Here is a 17059-nt window from a genome sequence, read left to right as displayed (position 1 = left end):
GGGGGCTACCCGATACCGGCCGCGGCGAAGTCGGCCTGCTGCGTCGGTTCCAGCAGGAACGCCCGGAACGACTGCATCGCGTGCTTCTGCACCACGTCGATGCCCTCGCCGGACAGTCCGAGGAACGGGTAGTCCGCGCCCCGGGCCGAGGTCACCGACTCGGCGGGGGAGGCGATCATCTCGGGCCTGTTCTGGGTCAGCTCGCTGATCCACCAGGACGACTCGGGCAGCCACCCCGCCGGCATGCCGCCGATGGCGTCGAGGTTGGTCGCGCCGGCCAGGGCGTCCAGCACCCGACGCGACGGCATCGCCTCGACCTCCACGTGGACGCAGTGCGCCCGGACCACCGTCCTGGCCTCGTTCCACCGGGCCGCGGCGGCGGTCACCGGTTGCTCGGCGCTGGGGGTGACCACCACCCGCAGCGTCGCGTCACCCTCCTGGCAGCTCGACGCCTGCGCCTCGGCGCGGCTGGCCAGCACCCCGTCGGCCCAGCTCAGCCCGAGCCATCCCATGCCGAGCAGCGCCACCAGGACCGTGCACACGATCGGCCAGGCGGCGATCCGCCGCCGGGGCGTGCGACCGACGGCGCGGTGGCTGCCGGTGGACGTGCGACCGTCGGGTCGCGGTGGAGCCGGTCGGTCGACCTTGCTGTGTCGGCCCATCGGTGTCCTCTCGCTACAGACGGCGATGTGTGGCTGCTCTCCGTATGCAACCAAAACGTTATCACTCTAACAGGCGAGTGCTTCTCGGCAAGTGGTGACGCTCAGTTGTTTTCCGCGTGGTCGCCGTCCTCCGGGGCGAGCAGGTCCCGGCACCGCGCGATCAGCCGCTCGCGCAGCGGCGCCGCCCGCCGGGTGAACTCCGCCTGTGCCCGCGCGTACTCCGCTCGCCCCTCGGCCGTCTCGATCCGCACCGGCGGGTAGCCCAGCTCGCCCAGGTCGTAGGGGCTGGCCCGCATGTCCAGCTCGCGGATCTCCACGGCCAGCGCGAAGCAGTCGCCCACCAGCTCCGCCGGCAGGAACGGGTCGAGCTTGTACGCCCACTTGTAGAGATCCATGTTGGCGTGCAGGCAACCCGGCTGCTCCAGGTCGCGCTGGGTCTCCCGGCTCGGCCGCAGCGCGTTGCGCGGCCGGGCCGGCGCGGTGAAGAACCGGAACGCGTCGTAGTGCCCGCACCGGATGTCCAGCGACTCCACCACCCTGTCGGTGCCGGCCGTGCCCAGCCGCAGGGGCAGCTGGGCGTGCCGCACCCGCTCGGGTGGCAACCGGTAGACCATCGCCCACTCGTGCAGCCCGAAGCAGCTCAGCCGGGGCGACCGGGCGGCCGTCGCGGTGAGCAGGTCGAGCACGAACCGCGCGGTGCGGGCCCGCGCCGGGGTGAGCGCGCCGCGGTCGAGGGCGACACCGCCGTCGACCTCCCGGAAGCCGGGCCGGTCCAGGAAGTGGCGGGCGGCACCGGCCAGCACCACGTCGATCCCCGGCTGCCACCGCTCCAGGTGCGCGGGGCGGTGCGAGTAGTAGGTGAAGAGGAAGTCCAGCACCGGGTGCTTCTCCCCGCGGGCCCGGCGCTCCTGGTGCGGCCGGGTCCACGCCCGCATCCGCTCGGCGTGGGCGCGCTCCCGGGCCCGCCACTCCGCTTCCGGCAGTACCCGCATCCGCCTCCTCTCGCTGGCGCTCGTCGGTGGCGTACGCATCCCCGCGGTCAATGGTTCGCTCGCACGCTCGCTCACAGTGCGACGTGCGTCCCGTCGCGCACCGTGCCGACGTACTCCTCCACCAGGTCCTCGAGGGCGACCACCCCGACCACGGCCCCGGCGGAGTCCAGCGCGCAGGCGAGGTGGCTGCCGTCGGCGCGCAGCGCGGACAGCGCCTCGTCCAGCCGCGCGCTCGCCGGCAGCTGGGTGAGCCGGCGGACCTTGCTGTCCGGCACCCGGGTGTCCGGGTCCTCGCCCACCAGGTCGAGCACGTCCTTGACGTGCAGGTAGCCGACCAGCTCGCCGGGGGCCGCGCACAACGGGAACCGGGAGAACCCGGTCGACGACACGACCCGTTCGACGTCGCCGACCGTCGGCATGCTCGGCAGCGTCTTCAGCTCCGCCATCGGCACCAGCACGTCGGCGACGGTCTTCTGCGCCGACGACAGCGTCTGGCTGAGCCGCCGGTGCTCCGCCTGCTCGAGCAAACCCTCCCGGCGGGACTCGCTGAGCAGAGCGGCGAACTCGTCGGAGGTGTAGGCGGTCTCCAACTCGTCCTTGGGCTCCACCTTCGCCAGCCGCAGCACCAGGTTGGCCACCGAGTTGAGCAGCCAGATGAACGGGTTCGCCAGCTTCACCCAGGCAACGTGCACCGGCACCAGCCACAGCGCCAGCCGCTCCGGCTCGGCGATCGCGAGGTTCTTCGGCACCATCTCGCCGATCAGGACGTGCAGCAACGTCATCGCGGCCAGCGCGACGGTGAACGAGATCCCGTGCAACACGTACCCCGGGATCGGGACGCCGAGCGCGGTGAACGCCGCCTCCAACTGGTGCGCCACCGCCGGCTCGCCGAACTGCAGCAGCAACAGCGAGCAGATGGTGATGCCCAGCTGCGCGCCGGCCAGCATGAGGGAGACGTTGCGGCTGGCGTTGATCACGATCCGGGCGCGCGCCTTGCCCTGCTCCAGCAACGCCTCCAACCGGTCACGGCGGGAGGAGATGAGCGCGAACTCGGCGCCGACGAAGAACGCGTTCGCCAGTAGCAGCACGCCGATCAGCGAGATGGCGAGGGCGTCGCTCATCGGTCGGCCTCCTCCGGCGCCGCGGTGGTGCCCTCCCCGGTGCGGCGCAGGCTCAACTCCGCGATCCGGTGCCGGTCCATGGCCATCACGGTTAGCCGCCAGCCGTCGACGTCGATCGACTCGCCCGAGGTCGGAATCTTGCCCAGCCGCTCCAGCACCAGCCCGGCCACGGTCTCGTAGTCGCCCTCGGGCATCCGGAAGCCGGTGAGGTCGCGAATCTCGTCGGCGCGCAGTTGGCCGGACACCAACCAACTGTCCGTGCCGAGCCGCCGCGACGCGGGGGCCTCGCGCTCGTCGTGCTCGTCCCGGACGTCGCCGATGATCTCCTCGACCACGTCCTCCAGGGTGACCATGCCGGCGGTGCCGCCGTACTCGTCGACGACGATGGCGAGCTGGAACCGGGAGGCGCGCAGCCGGTCGAGCAGCGCGTCACCGGGCAGCGACTCGGGCACGGTCGGCACCGGACGCATCACCGAGCCGATCTTGACGTGGGCGCGCTCGGCGGCCGGCACGGTGAACGCCTGCTTGACGTGCACGGCACCCTGGACGTCGTCGAGGTCCTCGGCGTAGACCGGGAAGCGGGAGAACCCGGTGCGCAGCGCCGCCTCGACGAGGTCGTTGATCGTGCTGTCCACGGTGAGCGACTCGACCTGCACCCGCGAGGTCATCAGCTCGTCGGCGGTGCGGTCGCCGAACCGCAGCGATCGGTCCAGCAACTGCGCGGTGGCGCTGTCCAGCGCGCCGCTCTCCGCGCTGGTCCGCACGATCGAGCCCAGCTCCTGGGGTGAGCGGGCCGAGCGCAACTCCTCCTGCGGCTCGACGCCGAACTTGTGGACCACCCAGTTCGCGCTGTTGTTCATCAGCCGGATCAGCCATCCGAACAGCCGGGAGAACCGGTCGTGGTAGCCGACCACCGCCCTGGCGGTCTGCAGTGGCCTGGCGACGGCCAGGTTCTTCGGGACCATCTCGCCGAGCACCATCGACAGCGAGGTCGCGAGGAACAGGGCCACCACCAGGGACGCTCCGCGGGCCACCGGCGGTGACATGCCGAGCGCGGTGAACGCGGGCCGGACCAGCTCGCCGAGCAGCGGCTCGGCGACGAACCCGGTGACCAGCGTGGTCAGCGTGATGGCCACCTGGGCGCCGGAGAGCTGGAACGACAGCGTGCGATGGGCGTGCAGCAGGGTCTTCGACCTGCGGTCGCCGACTCGGCGCACATCGGCCTGGACGGTGCTGCGCTCGAGCGCGGTGAGGGAGAACTCGGCGGCGACGGCCAGGCCGGTGCCGATGGTCAGCAGCACCACGAACAGCACACCGCCGATGGCGAGCAGGACGTCCATCAGCCGCGACCGCCAGGGGTGTGCGGGGCGGGGGAGACGGGGAAGCCGGGCTCGTCACCCGGCTTGGTACTGCCGTCGGGTGACGGTGCTGCGCGCACGGGGGAAGTCACTCCTCGAAGAGACTCACGGGATGGTGCCCCATCCTAGTCGGACCGCCCGGTCCTCGCCCGCGTGACCGGGTGTCCAGTGTGGTGCGGTGCGCCTCGGGGCTGCTGCTCGGGGCGGGTGTCCCCCTGGAGCAGCCTCGCGGGTAGCGCCCGTGCCCCCGAACGGAGGTCTCGCCGTCCCGAACGTAGATTCCGCGATCCGTGCGGTTATCGCGGGTCGCGGCCGAGGAGGGCGACCAGGCGGTCGGGCGGGTCGGCGTCGGCGGGCACCGGGACCGGCGGGGCGACGATGCCCGCGTCCCGCCACTGCTCGACCTCGGGGGCGACCCGGTCGAGCAACTCGGCGGCGACGGCGTCCTCGATGGGGTGCGGCACACCGATGGCGCGGGCCAGGTCCCAGCCGTGCACGGCCAGGTCCACGGTCATCTGCCAGCCGTACTCGGTGGCGTCGATCCGTCCGCTGGTGAGGTGCACCCGCTGGTCCAGCGCCCCCGGTTCGATCCAGGCGGCGCGGGCCGCGGCGGCCGCCGCGCGCCAGGTGCCGGCGGGGTCGCCACCGAGCACGTCGCCGGCGTAGCGATCCCCGACGTCGTCCAGGGCCTCCCCGGCGAGCAGGTGCGGCACCCACAGCTGCTCGCTCACCACGTGATTGACGAGGTGGCGGACGGTCCAGTCGGTGCACGGGGTGGCCTCGGCCCACTGGTGGTCCCCGACCTGGTGGATGGTGCGGTCGAAGCCGCGCATCGCGCGGCCGTGCGCGTCGAGCAGGTCCATGACACCTCCAAGTCCTCTACTGCACCACGCGCCGCCGCCTCCCGCAGCTCGGCACGGGCTCAGCTCGGCGCGTACTCGGCCGACCCGGGCCGCCGGACCGGCTCATCCCGGGCCCGGTGCCGCCGGACCGACTCCTCGACCAGGTCGAGCACCGGGCCGAGGTCGTCGGCGGGCAACCCCATCGCCAGGTGCGACACCAGCCCCTCGAGCACGAGCTCGAGGAAGCTGGTGAGGACGCCCAGCGGCACGTCGTCGCGCAGGTTGCCGGCCTCGCGCTGGCGCTCCAGCCGGCGCCGGGTCGCGGTGGTGAGCTGTTCGGACCGCTCCGCCCACCGGGCCCGGAACTCCGGGTCGGTGCGCAGCCGTCGGGACACCTCCAACCGCGTGCCCAGCCAGTCGGCCGGGTACGGGCCATCCCGCCGGTCCTGCTTGTCGCTGTCGAGCAGGTCACGCATCACCTGCACCAGGCCCTGCTCGGCGACGACGTCCGCCATCCGGACCGCGTCGTCCTCGGCGAGCGCGAGGAACAGCGACTCCTTGTCCCGGAAATGGTGGAAGATCGCCCCGCGGGACAGCCCGGTGGCTTCCTCGAGCCGGCGAACCGTGGCACCCTCGTAGCCGTACCGGGCGAAGCACATCCGCGCGCCGTCGAGGATCTGACGCCGGCGCGCGTCGAGGTGGTCCTGACTGACCCGTGGCATTCCCCGATCCTGTCACCAGGGATCGTCAGATCGCAATCCGTACGTACGTACTGCGACAGGTCGGCCCCCAGTCAGGGGATGGTGACCATGGTGGCCTCGGGCACCGGCGCCTCCGTGTGACGCTGCGCGGCGGCCAGCTCCTCGGCCGTCCGTCGCGGCGGCACGCCGACCGCGGACCACTGGGCGAGCAGGAGCGACACCTTGGCCTGCATCTCCGTGCGCAACCGCAGGAACGAGTCCCCGGGGTCGGCCCCGACCTGCCCGAGCAGCAACCACCACGCCCAGGCGGCCGCGCCGGCATTGGCCACGAAGTCCGGGATCACCGGGATGCCCCGCGCGGCCAGCATCGCCTCGGCCTCCGGCGTGGTCGCCGCGTTGGCCGCCTCGACCACGACCCTGGCCCGCACGTCCACGGTGTTGTCCGGAGTGATCGCGTAGGAGATCGCCGCCGGCACCAGGATGTCGGCGGGCACCCCGAGCACCGCGCCGCGCGGCAGCCGGCGCACCTCGGGCGGCACCCCGGCCCTGTCGATCTCCCCGAACGCGTCACGCAGCTCCAGCAGCGCGGGAACGTCCAGGCCGGCCGGGTCGTACAGGGTGCCGGCCGCGTCGGCCACCGCCACCACCCGCAGGCCCGCCTCGTGCAGGTACCACGCGGCGGCCCCGCCCATGGTCCCCACGCCCTGGATCGCCACGGTGGTCGCCGCGTCGTCCCACTCGCCGGCCGCCACCGCGCCCAGGCAGGCCTGCGCGACGCCGTACCCGCCGACCACGTCGCCGAGCAGCAGCCCGCCCGGCACTGGCGCGTTGAGCCCGGCCTGCACCCGGCGCAGCGTCCGCTCCGGGTCGGCCGATCGGCGGATCGCCGCGTGGTAGGACTGCCCCAGGCCCAGCCGGGCGAAGACCTCGTCGATGAGGTGCTGCGGCACGCCCAGGTCCTCCGCGGTCACCCAGTGCGCGTCCAGCCAGGGCCGCATCGCCTGGCAGAAGCGCTCCAGCACCCCCACCGCGCGCGGGTCCTTGGGGTCGAAGTCGATGCCGCCCTTGGCGCCGCCCACCGGCAGGCCGAACACCGCCGTCTTGGCGGCCATCCCGCGGGCCAGGTCCTCCACCTCGGACAGCGTGCACCCGGCGCGCATCCGGGTCCCGCCGGTGGCCAGGCCGGCGACCAAGGTGTGCACGACCAGGTAGCCGTGCGTGCCGGTCACCGGGTCGGTCCACGTCAGCCGCAGCAGCGGTTCGGTGTTCTGCATGCTCCCCACCTCCTGGTCGACTCCTGCTCGCCCATGCCCGGGACCGTCCCGGGATCCGGTCTCCTCCCGAACACCGGGCGGCCGCACGCGCGCAGGACTCACCCGCCCGCTGGCGACGGGCGGCGTGCTGTGGGATGCGGTGCGGCGGTCCGCCGACGGCGACCGCGAGGCGACTCCTACGACACCAGGGTGCGACCGGCCGGCGCCGCGCGTCCAGTTAAGGATCATGCAGGGTTCCGTTTACGCTTCCTGCATGGAGCTCTCGTTGCACCGGCTGCGGATGCTCCGGGAGCTGCGCCGGCGCGGCACGGTCACCGCCGCCGCGGCCGCGCTGCACTACACCGCGTCGGCGGTGTCCCAGCAGCTCGCCCAGCTCGAAAGGGACGTCGGCGGGAAGCTCTTCGAGCGGCTCGGCCGCCGAGTCCAGCTCACCGACCTGGGCATGGTGCTCGCCGAGCACGCCGAGGAGATCCTCGGCGCGGTGGAGCGGGCCACGATGGCGCTGGAGGAGGCGCAGCAGAGCCGGTCGGTGCGGCTCACCGCCGGCGTGTGGGCGTCGGTGGCGTCCGGGTTGCTGCCGCCGGCCCTGTCCGCGCTGGCCGCCACGCACCCCGGCATCGAGGTGCGCACCCGCGAGCTGACGCCGGAGGAGACCGCTGGCGCCGTCCGCGACGGCACGCTGGACTTCTCCTTCGTCATCGACTACTCGGACTACCCGATGCCCGAGGACCCGGCCCTGGAGCGGGCGGTGATCGCGGTGGAGCGGCTGCACGCCGCGGTGCCCGTGGGCACGGTGCCGGCGGGTGTGGTGTCCCTGCAGGACCTGGCCGAGCAGCCGTGGATCCTGGCCGGTCCGCGCAGCCACTTCGGCAGGGCGGTGCGGATCGCCTGCCAGCGCGCCGGGTTCGAGCCGACCATCGATCACGAGGTGGGGGAGCAGGCCACCGCGCTGGCGATGGTCGGTGCCGGGCTCGGCGTCACGCTGGTGTCCGACCTCGGGCTCTCCCTGCGCCCGCCGGGGGTGGACATCGTCGCGCTCACCGATCCGGTGATGCGCACGGTCTCCATCGCCTACCGGCGGACCGCGGCCCGTCGCCCCGCGTTGCACCTGGTGATCGACGCCGTGCGGGGCGCGGCCGCCGAGCTCGGCCTCGGCGCCCGCGCGCCGCTGCCCTGAACCGGAACCACGCAGGGCACTGCGTTTGTCGGATCCTTTGCGTAGGTTCCTAGTCGACGGGTCCTCCGACTGACGCCAGGTGGTGTGCCATGACAGCCGTACACGAGCGCCATCCCCGCTCCCCGTTCCACACCGCGGCCAGCTCCGCCGAGGCCGACCAGGCCGCGGTGAACCGGACCGCGCGGATACTCGCCGACCGTGCCGAGGGTGAGGCCTACGTCGCGTCGGTCTGCTTCAGGAACGGCCCCCCGCGGCGGATCGGCGTCGAGCTCGAGTACACCGTCCACCGCACCGCCGACCCCACCCGTCCACTGGATCCCGCCGACCTCGTCGCCGCGCTCGGTCCGCACGCGCCCCGCACGGTGGCGCCGGACAGCCCGGCCGAACCCCTTCCACACGGCTCACCGGTGACCCTCGAACCCGGAGGCCAGATCGAGATCTCCCCACCACCCCAGACCTCGCTCGGCGCGCTCGCCGCCGTGGCCGACGCCGACCTCGCCCACCTCCGGGAACGGTTGGCCGCGGTCGGGCTGTCCCTCGGCACCTCGGGCATCGACCCGCACCGGCCGCCCGCGCGGATGCTGGCCACCCCCCGCTACACCGCCATGGAACGGCGCTTCGCGCCCGAAGGGCCCGGCGGGATCACCATGATGTGCAGCACGGCCGCGCTCCAGGTGTGCGTGGACGTCGGGGAGCGGGCGACGCTGCCCGGCCGGTGGGCGCTGGTGCACGCGCTCGGCCCCGTCCTGGTCGCGCTGTTCGCCAACTCGGCGCGGCACGCCGGCGTCGACACCGGCTGCGCGTCCGCCCGCTGGCTCGCGGTGCTGCGCACCGAGCGGTGCCGCACCCACCCGAGCACGCCGTCGCGCGACCCGGTCACCGACTGGGCCCGCCGGCTGATGGACACGCCGGTGATGGTGCTGCGCCGGCGGGACGGGCCGTGGGACGCCCCACCCGGCCTCACGTTCGCGGACTGGATCGCCGGGCGCGGCGCCGGCGCACGGCTCGATCCCCCGACCACCGCCGACCTCGACTACCACCTGAGCACGATGTTCACCCCGGTCCGGCCCCGCGGCTACCTGGAGATCCGCTACCTGGACGCGCAGCCACCCGGCCGCTGGCTGCCACCGGTGGCGCTGCTCACCGCGCTGCTCGCCCGGCCGGCCACCGTGGACCGGGCGCTGGCGGCGTGCGCCCCGGTCGCGGACCGCTGGGAGGACGCGGCCCGGCACGGCCTCACCGACGCCCGGCTCGCCGCCGCCGGGCGGGCCGTGGTGGACCTGGGCTGTGCCGAGCTCGCCGAGCTCGGTACCGGGACCGGCCTGCCCGCCGCGACCGTCATGACCATCATCGACGACCTCCAGCGACGGCTGGACCACGGGGGAGAGGAGGAGCGGCGGTGAGCGGACCGACCGACCGCCTGACGGAGACGCCGAACCGGCTGCGCGAGCTGGGCGCCGAGCGGCTGCGCACGCACGCCGCCGACGTGCTCGACCACGCACGGGCCCGCAGCACGGCGCTCACCGACGCGGTGGACGACGCCGACCTGGTGCGCCAACACTCCCGGCTGATGTCCCCACTGGTGTGGGACCTCGCGCACATCGGCAGTCAGGAGGAGCTCTGGCTGGTGCGCGACGTGGGCGGCCGCGATCCGCTGCGCCCGGACATCGACGACCTGTACGACGCCTTCCAGCACCCGCGCGCTGACCGGCCGGCGCTGCCGCTGCTCGGCCCCGCCGAGGCCAGGGCCTACGTCGCCGAGGTGCGGGACAAGGCGTTCGACGTGCTGGCCGACGTCCCGCTCACCGGCCGCCGGCTCACCGAGTCGGCGTTCGCCTTCGGGATGCTGGCCCAGCACGAGCAGCAGCACGACGAGACCATGCTGGCCACCCACCAGCTGCGCAGGGGCGAGCCGGTGCTGCACGCGCCGCCGCCACCCGTCCGCAGGGCGGGGCCACTGCCCCCGGAGGTGTTCGTGCCCGGCGGGCCGTTCCTCATGGGCACCTCCACCGAGCCGTGGGCGCTGGACAACGAGCGGCCCGCGCACGAGGCGCACGTCGCCCCGTTCTTCCTGGACACCACCCCGGTCACCAACGGCGCCTACCTCGAGTTCGTCGAGTCCGGCGGCTACGGCGAGCGGCGGTGGTGGAACGCGGCCGGCTGGGCCTACGTCCAGGAGCACGCCATCGGCGCGCCGCGGTTCTGGCGGCGAGAGCGGGACGGCTGGTACCGGACCCGGTTCGGCGTGGTCGAGCCGGTGCCGCCCGACGAGCCGGTGGTGCACGTGTCCTACCACGAGGCCGCGGCCTATGCGGCGTGGGCCGGCAAGCGGCTGCCCACCGAGGCGGAGTGGGAGAAGGCGGCCCGCTTCGACCCGGCGACCGGGCGGTCTCGCCGCTATCCGTGGGGTGACGCCGACCCGGGGCCGGAGCACGCCAACCTCGGCCAGCGGCACCTGCGGCCGGCCGCGGTGGGCGCCTACCCGGCCGGTGCCTCGCCGCTGGGCGTGCACCAGCTGGTCGGCGACGTGTGGGAGTGGACCAGCTCCGACTTCCGGCCCTACCCGGGCTTCGTCGCGTTCCCCTACCGCGAGTACTCCGAAGTGTTCTTCGGCAGCGAGTACAAGGTGCTGCGCGGCGGCTCGTTCGGCACCGACGCGGTCGCCGTCCGGGGCACGTTCCGGAACTGGGACTTCCCGATCCGCCGGCAGATCTTCGCCGGGTTCCGCTGCGCCAGGGACGCCTGACATGTGCCGGCACCTGGTGTATCTCGGCGCGCCGGACTCACCCGCCGAGCTGCTGCTGCGGGCGCCGCACTCGCTGCTGCGGCAGTCCCACGCCCCCCACGACATGCGCTGCGGCGGCACGGTCAACGTCGACGGCTTCGGCCTGGGCTGGTACACGTCGGAGGGCACCCCGGTGCGCTACCGCCGTACCGGTCCACTGTGGGCGGACGAGTCGGTACCCGGGCTGGCCGACTCGGTGCGCACCACGGCGTTCCTGGCCGCGGTGCGGTCCGGCACGCCGGGCATGCCGGTGAGCGAGGCGACCTGTGCGCCGTTCCGGTCCGACCGCTGGCTGTTCAGCCACAACGGCGTGGTCACCGGCTGGCCGGACTCGGTGGCCGGCCTGGCCGAGAAGCTGCCGGTCACCGACCTGCTCCGGCTCGAGGCGCCGACCGACTCGGCCCTGCTGTGGGCCCTGCTGAGGGACCGCCTCCGCGGCGGGCAGGAGCCGCTCGCCGCGGTCACCGGCCTGGTCGCCGAGGTGGCCCGCGCCGCGCCCGGATCACGGCTCAACCTCCTGCTCACCGACGGCGAGCGGGCCGTCGCCACCGCGTGGACCCACGCCCTGTCGGTGCGGCACACCCCAGACGGCGTGGTCGTGGCCTCGGAACCGTGTGACGGCGAGCCCGGCTGGACGGCGGTGCCGGAGGGGCGCGCGCTCCTGGTGCGCCGCCGCGGGGGCATTGTCACCGTCGAGACTCACCCGATCGATCCCGCCGACGCGGAGGGGAGCACCGCACCGTCATGACCGATGTCGACCTGGACGTGCCGCGCAGCGCGCGGGACCTGGACGCGGCCCTGCGTGCCGACGTCCGCGCCGGCCTGGCCGTCGAACCGAAGTGGCTGCCGTCCAAGTGGTTCTACGACCGCAGGGGCAGCGAGCTGTTCGAGCGGATCACCGAGCTGCCCGAGTACTACCCGACCCGGGCCGAACGGTCGGTGCTGGCCAGGGTCGCCGGGGAGATCGCCGAGCTCACCGGGGCACACACGCTGGTGGAGCTGGGCTCGGGGTCGAGCGAGAAGACCCGGTTGCTGCTGGACGCGCTGCGGGGCAGGCGGACGCTGCGCGCGTTCGTGCCGCTCGACGTGTCGGAGCCGGCGCTGGCCGAGGCCGCCGCCGCGATCGCCGCCGACTACCCGGGACTGCGGGTGCGGGGCGTGGTCGGTGACTTCACCGAGCACCTCGACCTGCTGCCCGGCGAGCCGCCCCGGCTGGTGGTGTTCCTGGGCGGCACCATCGGCAACTTCACCCCGGCCGAGCGCGCGGCGTTCCTGCGGTCGGTGCGCGACGTGCTGGACGAGGGGGAGTGGCTGCTGCTGGGCACTGATCTGGTGAAGGATCCCGACGTGCTGGTCCGCGCCTACGACGACGCGGCGGGTGTCACCGCGGAGTTCAACCGCAACGTGCTGCGGGTGATCAACGCGCGGCTCGGCGCGGACTTCGACCCGGAGCGGTTCGACCACGTGGCCCACTGGGACGCCGAGGCCGAGTGGATCGAGATGCGGCTGCGGGCGCGGGAGGCGATGCGGGTGCGCATCCCCGGCGCGGACATGGTGGTCGACTTCGCCGCCGGCGAGGACGTGCGCACCGAGATCTCGGCGAAGTTCCGCCGCAAGGGGGTGACCGCGGAACTGAGCGACGCCGGGTTCGCCGTCCAGCACTGGTGGACCGACGACGAGGGGCGGTTCGCGGTGTCCCTGGCCCGGGCCGTCCGCCGCCCGGCGGGGGCCTGATGGTCGAGGGGAGGGACTGGCGAGGGGCGGCGCCGGGCGGGCCGGGCCGAGTACGGCGGCAGGTGACCGGCCGGCCCGGGCGAGGGCGGCGCGGAACCGGCCGCGGTGCCGGCTCGTCGCGGTGGCCGGGGCGCGACCTGGTACCGGCGCTGGCCCGGGCACTGGGCACCCGGCCGTGGCTGATGCGGCGGGCCGGTGCCGTCGTCCGGGCGGACACCTGGCTGCACCGGCTCACCCGCGGCCGGCTCGGCCTGGTGACGCTCGCCGGGCTGCCGTGGCTGCGGCTCAGCAGCCGGGGTCGGCGGACCGGGCTGACCCGCGAGAACAACCTGCTGTACCTGCCGCGCGGCGACGACCTCGTGCTCACCGCGTCGAACTGGGGTCGCCGCCGGGATCCCGCCTGGGCACACAACCTGCGGGCGCACCCGGACACCACGGTGGCGATCCGCGGCGCCACGGTGCCGGTGCGGGCCCGGGAGGTCCACGGCCGCGAGTACGACGAGCTGTGGGCGGAGCTGCTGGAGTTCTGGCCCGGGTACGCGATGGAGCGCGCCGCCGCCGGCCGCCGGCTGCCGATCTTCGTCCTCACCAGGGGGGACTGAGCGGCGACCGGAACAATCCGGCGCGACGGCCCGCGCCGGTGCGGCGACACGCCCGTCGCACTGCACCATCCTTCCCGGTGAATGCGCGTGATCCCCCTTTGTGGCATTCTTCGCCTCATTCGGCAGCGCTGCGCACCCGAACGTGCGCGGACGGTGACGCCTTGGGAGGATGCGATGGTCAACGCTTGGGGCAGGGCGATGCTCGGTGCGGCCGTGACGGCGTTGCTGATGACCGGTGTGCCCGCCGTGACCGCGACGGCCGCTCCCGTCGCGGAGAACGGGGCCACCACAGCGGTGCGGTGGGGGGACTGCGACGAGGCGACGCTGCGACAGATCCCCGCCGACCAGCACGACCGGTACAGCTGCGCCTGGTTCCGGGTGCCGGTGGACCACGACAACGCCGAGCTCGGCTCGATCGATCTCGCGTTGCTGCGCAGGGCCGCGGACAGCCCCGAGTCGAAGATCGGCTCCCTGTTCCTCAACCCCGGCGGCCCGGGCGGTGCCGGGCGGACGATGCCCGTCGTCGCCGACCGCTTCCTCGACCAGCCGGTGCTCGACCGGTTCGACATCATCGGCTTCGACCCCCGCGGCGTCGGGCAGAGTCACCGGGTGCAGTGCTTCGCCACCGTCGAGGACGCCCGGGAGGTGCTCGGCAGTCAGTCGACGGTGCCGCTGAGCCGGGCCGAGATCTCCGGCACCCTGGCGGCGTACCAGGACTACGCCGGGTTCTGCCGGCGCAACGCGGGCGCGCTGTTGGAACACCTGTCCACCAAGAACGTCGTGCGGGACCTCGATCTGCTGCGCGCCGCGGTGGGGGACGAGCGGCTCAACTACGTGGGCTTCTCGTACGGCACCCTCATCGGCGCCACCTACGCCAACATGTTCCCGTTGAAGGTCCGCGCCATGGTGCTGGACGGCAACGTCGATCCGGCCCTGCGCACCAAGGACGGCCTGCGGTACGACCGGGAGCGCGCACAGGGGTTCGAGCGGGTGCTGGACGCCTTCCTGACCGAGTGCGAGCGGGCCGGGGACCGCTGCGCCTTCGGCGCCGACCAGCCGAAGCGGAAGTTCGCCGCGCTGCGAGAGAGGTTGCGACGGGGCCCGATCACGCTGCCGGACGGCAACCGGGTGACCATCAACTCCTTCACCTCCGGGGTTGCCGGCTCGCTGTACTCGGCCAGGACCCTTCCGGACTTGGCGAACGTCCTCCAGGTGTTGTACGACATCGCGCACGCGCCGTCGAACCCGGACGTGTCGCCGACCGCCCGTGACCTGCAACCGTTGTTCGACCCCCCGCAGAACGCGCGGCTGGACGCGCTGCCCGACACGCCGTACACCACGGACGACTCGTACTTCGGGGTGAACTGCGCCGACAAGGTGTTCCGGCACCGGCAGGACGGGGTGCCGGAGATCGCCGCGGAGTGGGAACGGGAGTCGCCGAACTTCGGGCGGACCCAGGCATTCGCCGACGCCGCGGGGTGTCCGGCCTGGCCGGCACGAGAGGGTGACGCCTACCGCGGCCCGTGGAACGCCTCGACGGAGCACCCGGTGCTGGTGATCGGCAACTACCACGACCCGGCTACCCAGTACGAGTTCTCCCGTCGCATGGCCGACCAACTCGGCTTCGCCCGGCTGCTGTCGGTCGACGCGTTCGGGCACTGCATCCTCGGCCAGTCGACCGCCGTGGACAAGGCGACCGCGGATTACCTGGTCGACCTGGTCACGCCACCGCCGGGGCGGGTGTACCAACCGGACGAGCGGCCGTTCGGTGCTCCGCCGGCGGGCTGACCTCCGTCGTCGTACGCAGCGCTGTCAGCTGACAGCGCTGCGTACGAGCAGGGTGACCGCGCTGGCGGACGCGACGGTGAGCACCGCGTAGCGGATGCGGCCGTCGAGGACGCGGCGGACCGGCCCGGAGAGCAGGAACCCGAGCACGAGGAAGGGCAGCAGCGCCGCGGCGAGCAGCAGGTGACGGGGCCCGATCTGGCCGCCCAGCGCGAGCCCGCCGATCGACAGCAGCGAGCCACCGGCGAACACCGCCGCCATCGTGCCGCGGATCCTGGGTCCGGTGTCGTGCTGGTACAGCAGGGCGATGGGTGGGCCGCCGATCGAGGCGGCGGTGCCCAACGTCCCGCTGGCCACGCCGGCCACGATCAGTGCCCCGGGTACCGGCCGCGGTCGCCAGGCGGTGACGGAGAGGACGACGCAGATCAGCACCGCGGCGCCGACCAGCGCGGTGAACGGCCGCTGCGGCAGCGTGGCCACCGCCAGCACTCCGAGCGCGGTGCCGGGGAGCCGGCCGAGCATCGCCCAGCCGACGCCCCGCCAGTCGGTGTCGGCGGGTTCCCTGGCCATCGCCAATACGGCGTGCCCGGAGGCGACCAGCAGCAGTGGCACCGGCACCAGCGCTGGGTCGAGCAACGCCAGCAACGGGGCGGCAACGAGGTTCATGCCGTAGCCGACCGCGCCCTGCACCAGCGCGCCGACGAGCACCACCGCGCCGGCGACGAAGACCACACCCCACATCCGTCCTCCTCCGCAGGGCACCGGGTACAGTGGCCAAGTTGATCGATGCGCCCGCGCATCGCCCATCACATCACGAGTTCACGTCACGAGTACGGGAAGCGAGGTGAGCGGCACATGCCGGAAGACAGTTCCGACCGGACCCGACCCGGCGCCGCCACCGGCACCCGCCTCCCGCGGCCCGGGCGCTGAGCACGCTCGCCGTTCCCGCGCGCGCCCTGTGCCGCCGCTCGCGCCGGTAGTCGAGTTCGGTCGCGACCTGTCTGGCTGTGCGCACGCCAGGGAGGCCGATGACCATGATCACAATGGACATGCTGCTGCGGGTCGGAGCCGGAGTGGGGCTCGGCGCCGCGATCGGGTTCGAGCGGCAGTTCCGCGCCAGGATGGCGGGGCTGCGCACCAACGCGCTGGTGGCCGTCGGGGCCACCCTGTTCGTGCTGTTGTCCGCGCACGGTTTCGGCGGACTGGACACCAGCGGTGACGCCGACCCGACCCGGGTGGCGGCACAGATCGTCTCCGGGATCGGGTTCCTCGGCGCCGGTGTCATCCTGCGCGACGGGCTCAGCGTCCGCGGCCTCAACACGGCGGCCACGCTGTGGTGCTCGGCCGCGGTGGGCGCGCTCGCCGGCGCGGGGCTGTTCCAGGTCGCGACCGCCGGCGCGGTGGTGGTGATCGCGGTGAACATCGTGCTGCGCGCCCTCGGCCGGGCACTGGACCGGCGTCCGGACACCGGCGGTGAGGTGCCGGCGCACTACACGTTCCGGGCGGCGACCCGGGACGACGCCGAGGCCCACGTCCGGGCGTTGCTGGTGCAGGCGTTGACCCGCACCGACTTCCGGTTGTTGGCGGTGCAGAGCGCCGACGTGCCACCGGGCGGGGTGGTGGAGGTGCGGGCCGAGCTGGTCGGTGACCACCGCGACGACGCGCAGATGGAGTCGGCGGTGAGCCGGCTCAGCCTGGAGCCCGCGGTGTCCAGCGTCCGCTGGGAGGTCGAACAGCCGGACCACGCGGCACGGTGATCGCCGGCGAGGCGCGAACGCCCCCCGCGGTCCACAGTCGACGTCCACGGCCGGTGTCCATGCCCGATGTCCATGCCCGATGTCCACTGCGGAGACACGGCGGGGCCCCGGTGGCGACACCGGGGCCCCGCTCTCGTGCCGGGTCAGCTGGCGATCATCTTGCGCAGCACGTACTGCAGGATGCCGCCGTGGCGGTAGTAGTCGGCTTCGCCGGGGGTGTCGATGCGGACGGTGGCGTCGAATTCGGTGGTGGTGCCGTTGTCGTGGGT

16 protein-coding genes are annotated in these 17059 nt (G+C 73.6%); 8 read left to right on the top strand and 8 right to left on the bottom strand.

Annotation, left to right across the window (positions count from 1 at the left end; genetic code table 11):
* Nucleotides 1-5: 5 nt before the first annotated feature.
* The 7 genes from BM051_RS23555 to BM051_RS23525 form a co-directional block, all read right to left on the bottom strand.
* A complete protein-coding gene (locus BM051_RS23555; protein ID WP_092534604.1) occupies nucleotides 6-662 on the bottom strand; it encodes a substrate-binding domain-containing protein in 657 nt (218 codons plus the stop codon).
* A 101-nt stretch (nucleotides 663-763) separates the two neighbouring features.
* Nucleotides 764-1654 (bottom strand): 3-methyladenine DNA glycosylase, encoded by an 891-nt coding sequence (locus BM051_RS23550; RefSeq protein ID WP_092534601.1) that lies wholly within the window; start codon nucleotides 1652-1654, stop codon nucleotides 764-766.
* 71 nt (nucleotides 1655-1725) lie between these two features.
* Nucleotides 1726-2775 carry a hemolysin family protein gene (locus tag BM051_RS23545; RefSeq protein ID WP_092534598.1) on the bottom strand — a complete coding sequence of 350 codons (1050 nt, stop codon included), beginning with the start codon at nucleotides 2773-2775 and terminating at the stop codon, nucleotides 1726-1728.
* Nucleotides 2772-4115 (bottom strand): hemolysin family protein, encoded by a 1344-nt coding sequence (locus BM051_RS23540; RefSeq protein ID WP_166677828.1) that lies wholly within the window; start codon nucleotides 4113-4115, stop codon nucleotides 2772-2774. The genes BM051_RS23545 and BM051_RS23540 overlap by 4 nt, the downstream gene beginning before the upstream one ends.
* A gap of 314 nt (nucleotides 4116-4429) precedes the next feature.
* On the bottom strand, nucleotides 4430-4996 hold the full coding sequence (locus BM051_RS23535; protein ID WP_092534592.1) for a TIGR03086 family metal-binding protein: 567 nt from the start codon (nucleotides 4994-4996) through the stop codon (nucleotides 4430-4432).
* 59 nt (nucleotides 4997-5055) lie between these two features.
* Nucleotides 5056-5697 (bottom strand): TetR/AcrR family transcriptional regulator, encoded by a 642-nt coding sequence (locus BM051_RS23530; protein ID WP_092534589.1) that lies wholly within the window; start codon nucleotides 5695-5697, stop codon nucleotides 5056-5058.
* 71 nt (nucleotides 5698-5768) lie between these two features.
* Nucleotides 5769-6950, bottom strand: coding sequence for a Glu/Leu/Phe/Val family dehydrogenase (locus BM051_RS23525; RefSeq protein ID WP_092534586.1), 1182 nt, complete (start codon nucleotides 6948-6950; stop codon nucleotides 5769-5771).
* A 253-nt stretch (nucleotides 6951-7203) separates the two neighbouring features.
* Here BM051_RS23525 and BM051_RS23520 point away from each other — a divergent pair, with 253 nt between their 5' ends.
* The 7 genes from BM051_RS23520 (at nucleotide 7204) to BM051_RS23490 (ending at nucleotide 15036) form a co-directional block, all read left to right on the top strand.
* Nucleotides 7204-8127, top strand: coding sequence for a LysR family transcriptional regulator (locus BM051_RS23520; protein ID WP_092534583.1), 924 nt, complete (start codon nucleotides 7204-7206; stop codon nucleotides 8125-8127).
* Between the two features lie 89 nt (nucleotides 8128-8216).
* Complete coding sequence (egtA, locus tag BM051_RS23515) at nucleotides 8217-9530, top strand: ergothioneine biosynthesis glutamate--cysteine ligase EgtA (protein WP_092534580.1); 1314 nt, start codon at nucleotides 8217-8219, stop codon at nucleotides 9528-9530.
* On the top strand, nucleotides 9527-10873 hold the full coding sequence (gene egtB / locus BM051_RS23510) for an ergothioneine biosynthesis protein EgtB (RefSeq protein WP_092534577.1): 1347 nt from the start codon (nucleotides 9527-9529) through the stop codon (nucleotides 10871-10873). The genes egtA and egtB overlap by 4 nt, the downstream gene beginning before the upstream one ends.
* A gap of 1 nt (nucleotide 10874) precedes the next feature.
* Complete coding sequence (gene egtC / locus BM051_RS23505) at nucleotides 10875-11660, top strand: ergothioneine biosynthesis protein EgtC (RefSeq protein WP_092534574.1); 786 nt, start codon at nucleotides 10875-10877, stop codon at nucleotides 11658-11660.
* A complete protein-coding gene (egtD, locus tag BM051_RS23500; protein WP_092534571.1) occupies nucleotides 11657-12646 on the top strand; it encodes an L-histidine N(alpha)-methyltransferase in 990 nt (329 codons plus the stop codon). The genes egtC and egtD overlap by 4 nt, the downstream gene beginning before the upstream one ends.
* Entirely contained in the window at nucleotides 12646-13248 is a 603-nt protein-coding gene (locus BM051_RS23495) for a nitroreductase/quinone reductase family protein (RefSeq protein WP_424923308.1), read from the top strand. Before egtD ends, BM051_RS23495 begins: the two co-directional genes overlap by 1 nt.
* A gap of 174 nt (nucleotides 13249-13422) precedes the next feature.
* Nucleotides 13423-15036, top strand: a complete 1614-nt coding sequence (locus BM051_RS23490; protein ID WP_092534568.1) for an alpha/beta hydrolase — start codon at nucleotides 13423-13425, stop codon at nucleotides 15034-15036.
* Between the two features lie 24 nt (nucleotides 15037-15060).
* Here BM051_RS23490 and BM051_RS23485 read toward each other — a convergent pair whose 3' ends face one another.
* Nucleotides 15061-15774: a sulfite exporter TauE/SafE family protein gene (locus tag BM051_RS23485; RefSeq protein ID WP_092534565.1), complete on the bottom strand. Its 714-nt coding sequence runs from the start codon at nucleotides 15772-15774 to the stop codon at nucleotides 15061-15063.
* 293 nt (nucleotides 15775-16067) lie between these two features.
* Here BM051_RS23485 and BM051_RS23480 point away from each other — a divergent pair, with 293 nt between their 5' ends.
* Nucleotides 16068-16790 carry an MgtC/SapB family protein gene (locus tag BM051_RS23480; RefSeq protein WP_092535081.1) on the top strand — a complete coding sequence of 241 codons (723 nt, stop codon included), beginning with the start codon at nucleotides 16068-16070 and terminating at the stop codon, nucleotides 16788-16790.
* The last annotated feature ends 269 nt before the right edge of the window (nucleotides 16791-17059 follow it).

Origin of the sequence: Amycolatopsis arida (genome assembly GCF_900115565.1) — a bacterium.
Lineage (GTDB): Bacteria > Actinomycetota > Actinomycetes > Mycobacteriales > Pseudonocardiaceae > Yuhushiella > Yuhushiella arida.
This window is presented reverse-complemented; position numbering and strand designations above follow the sequence as displayed.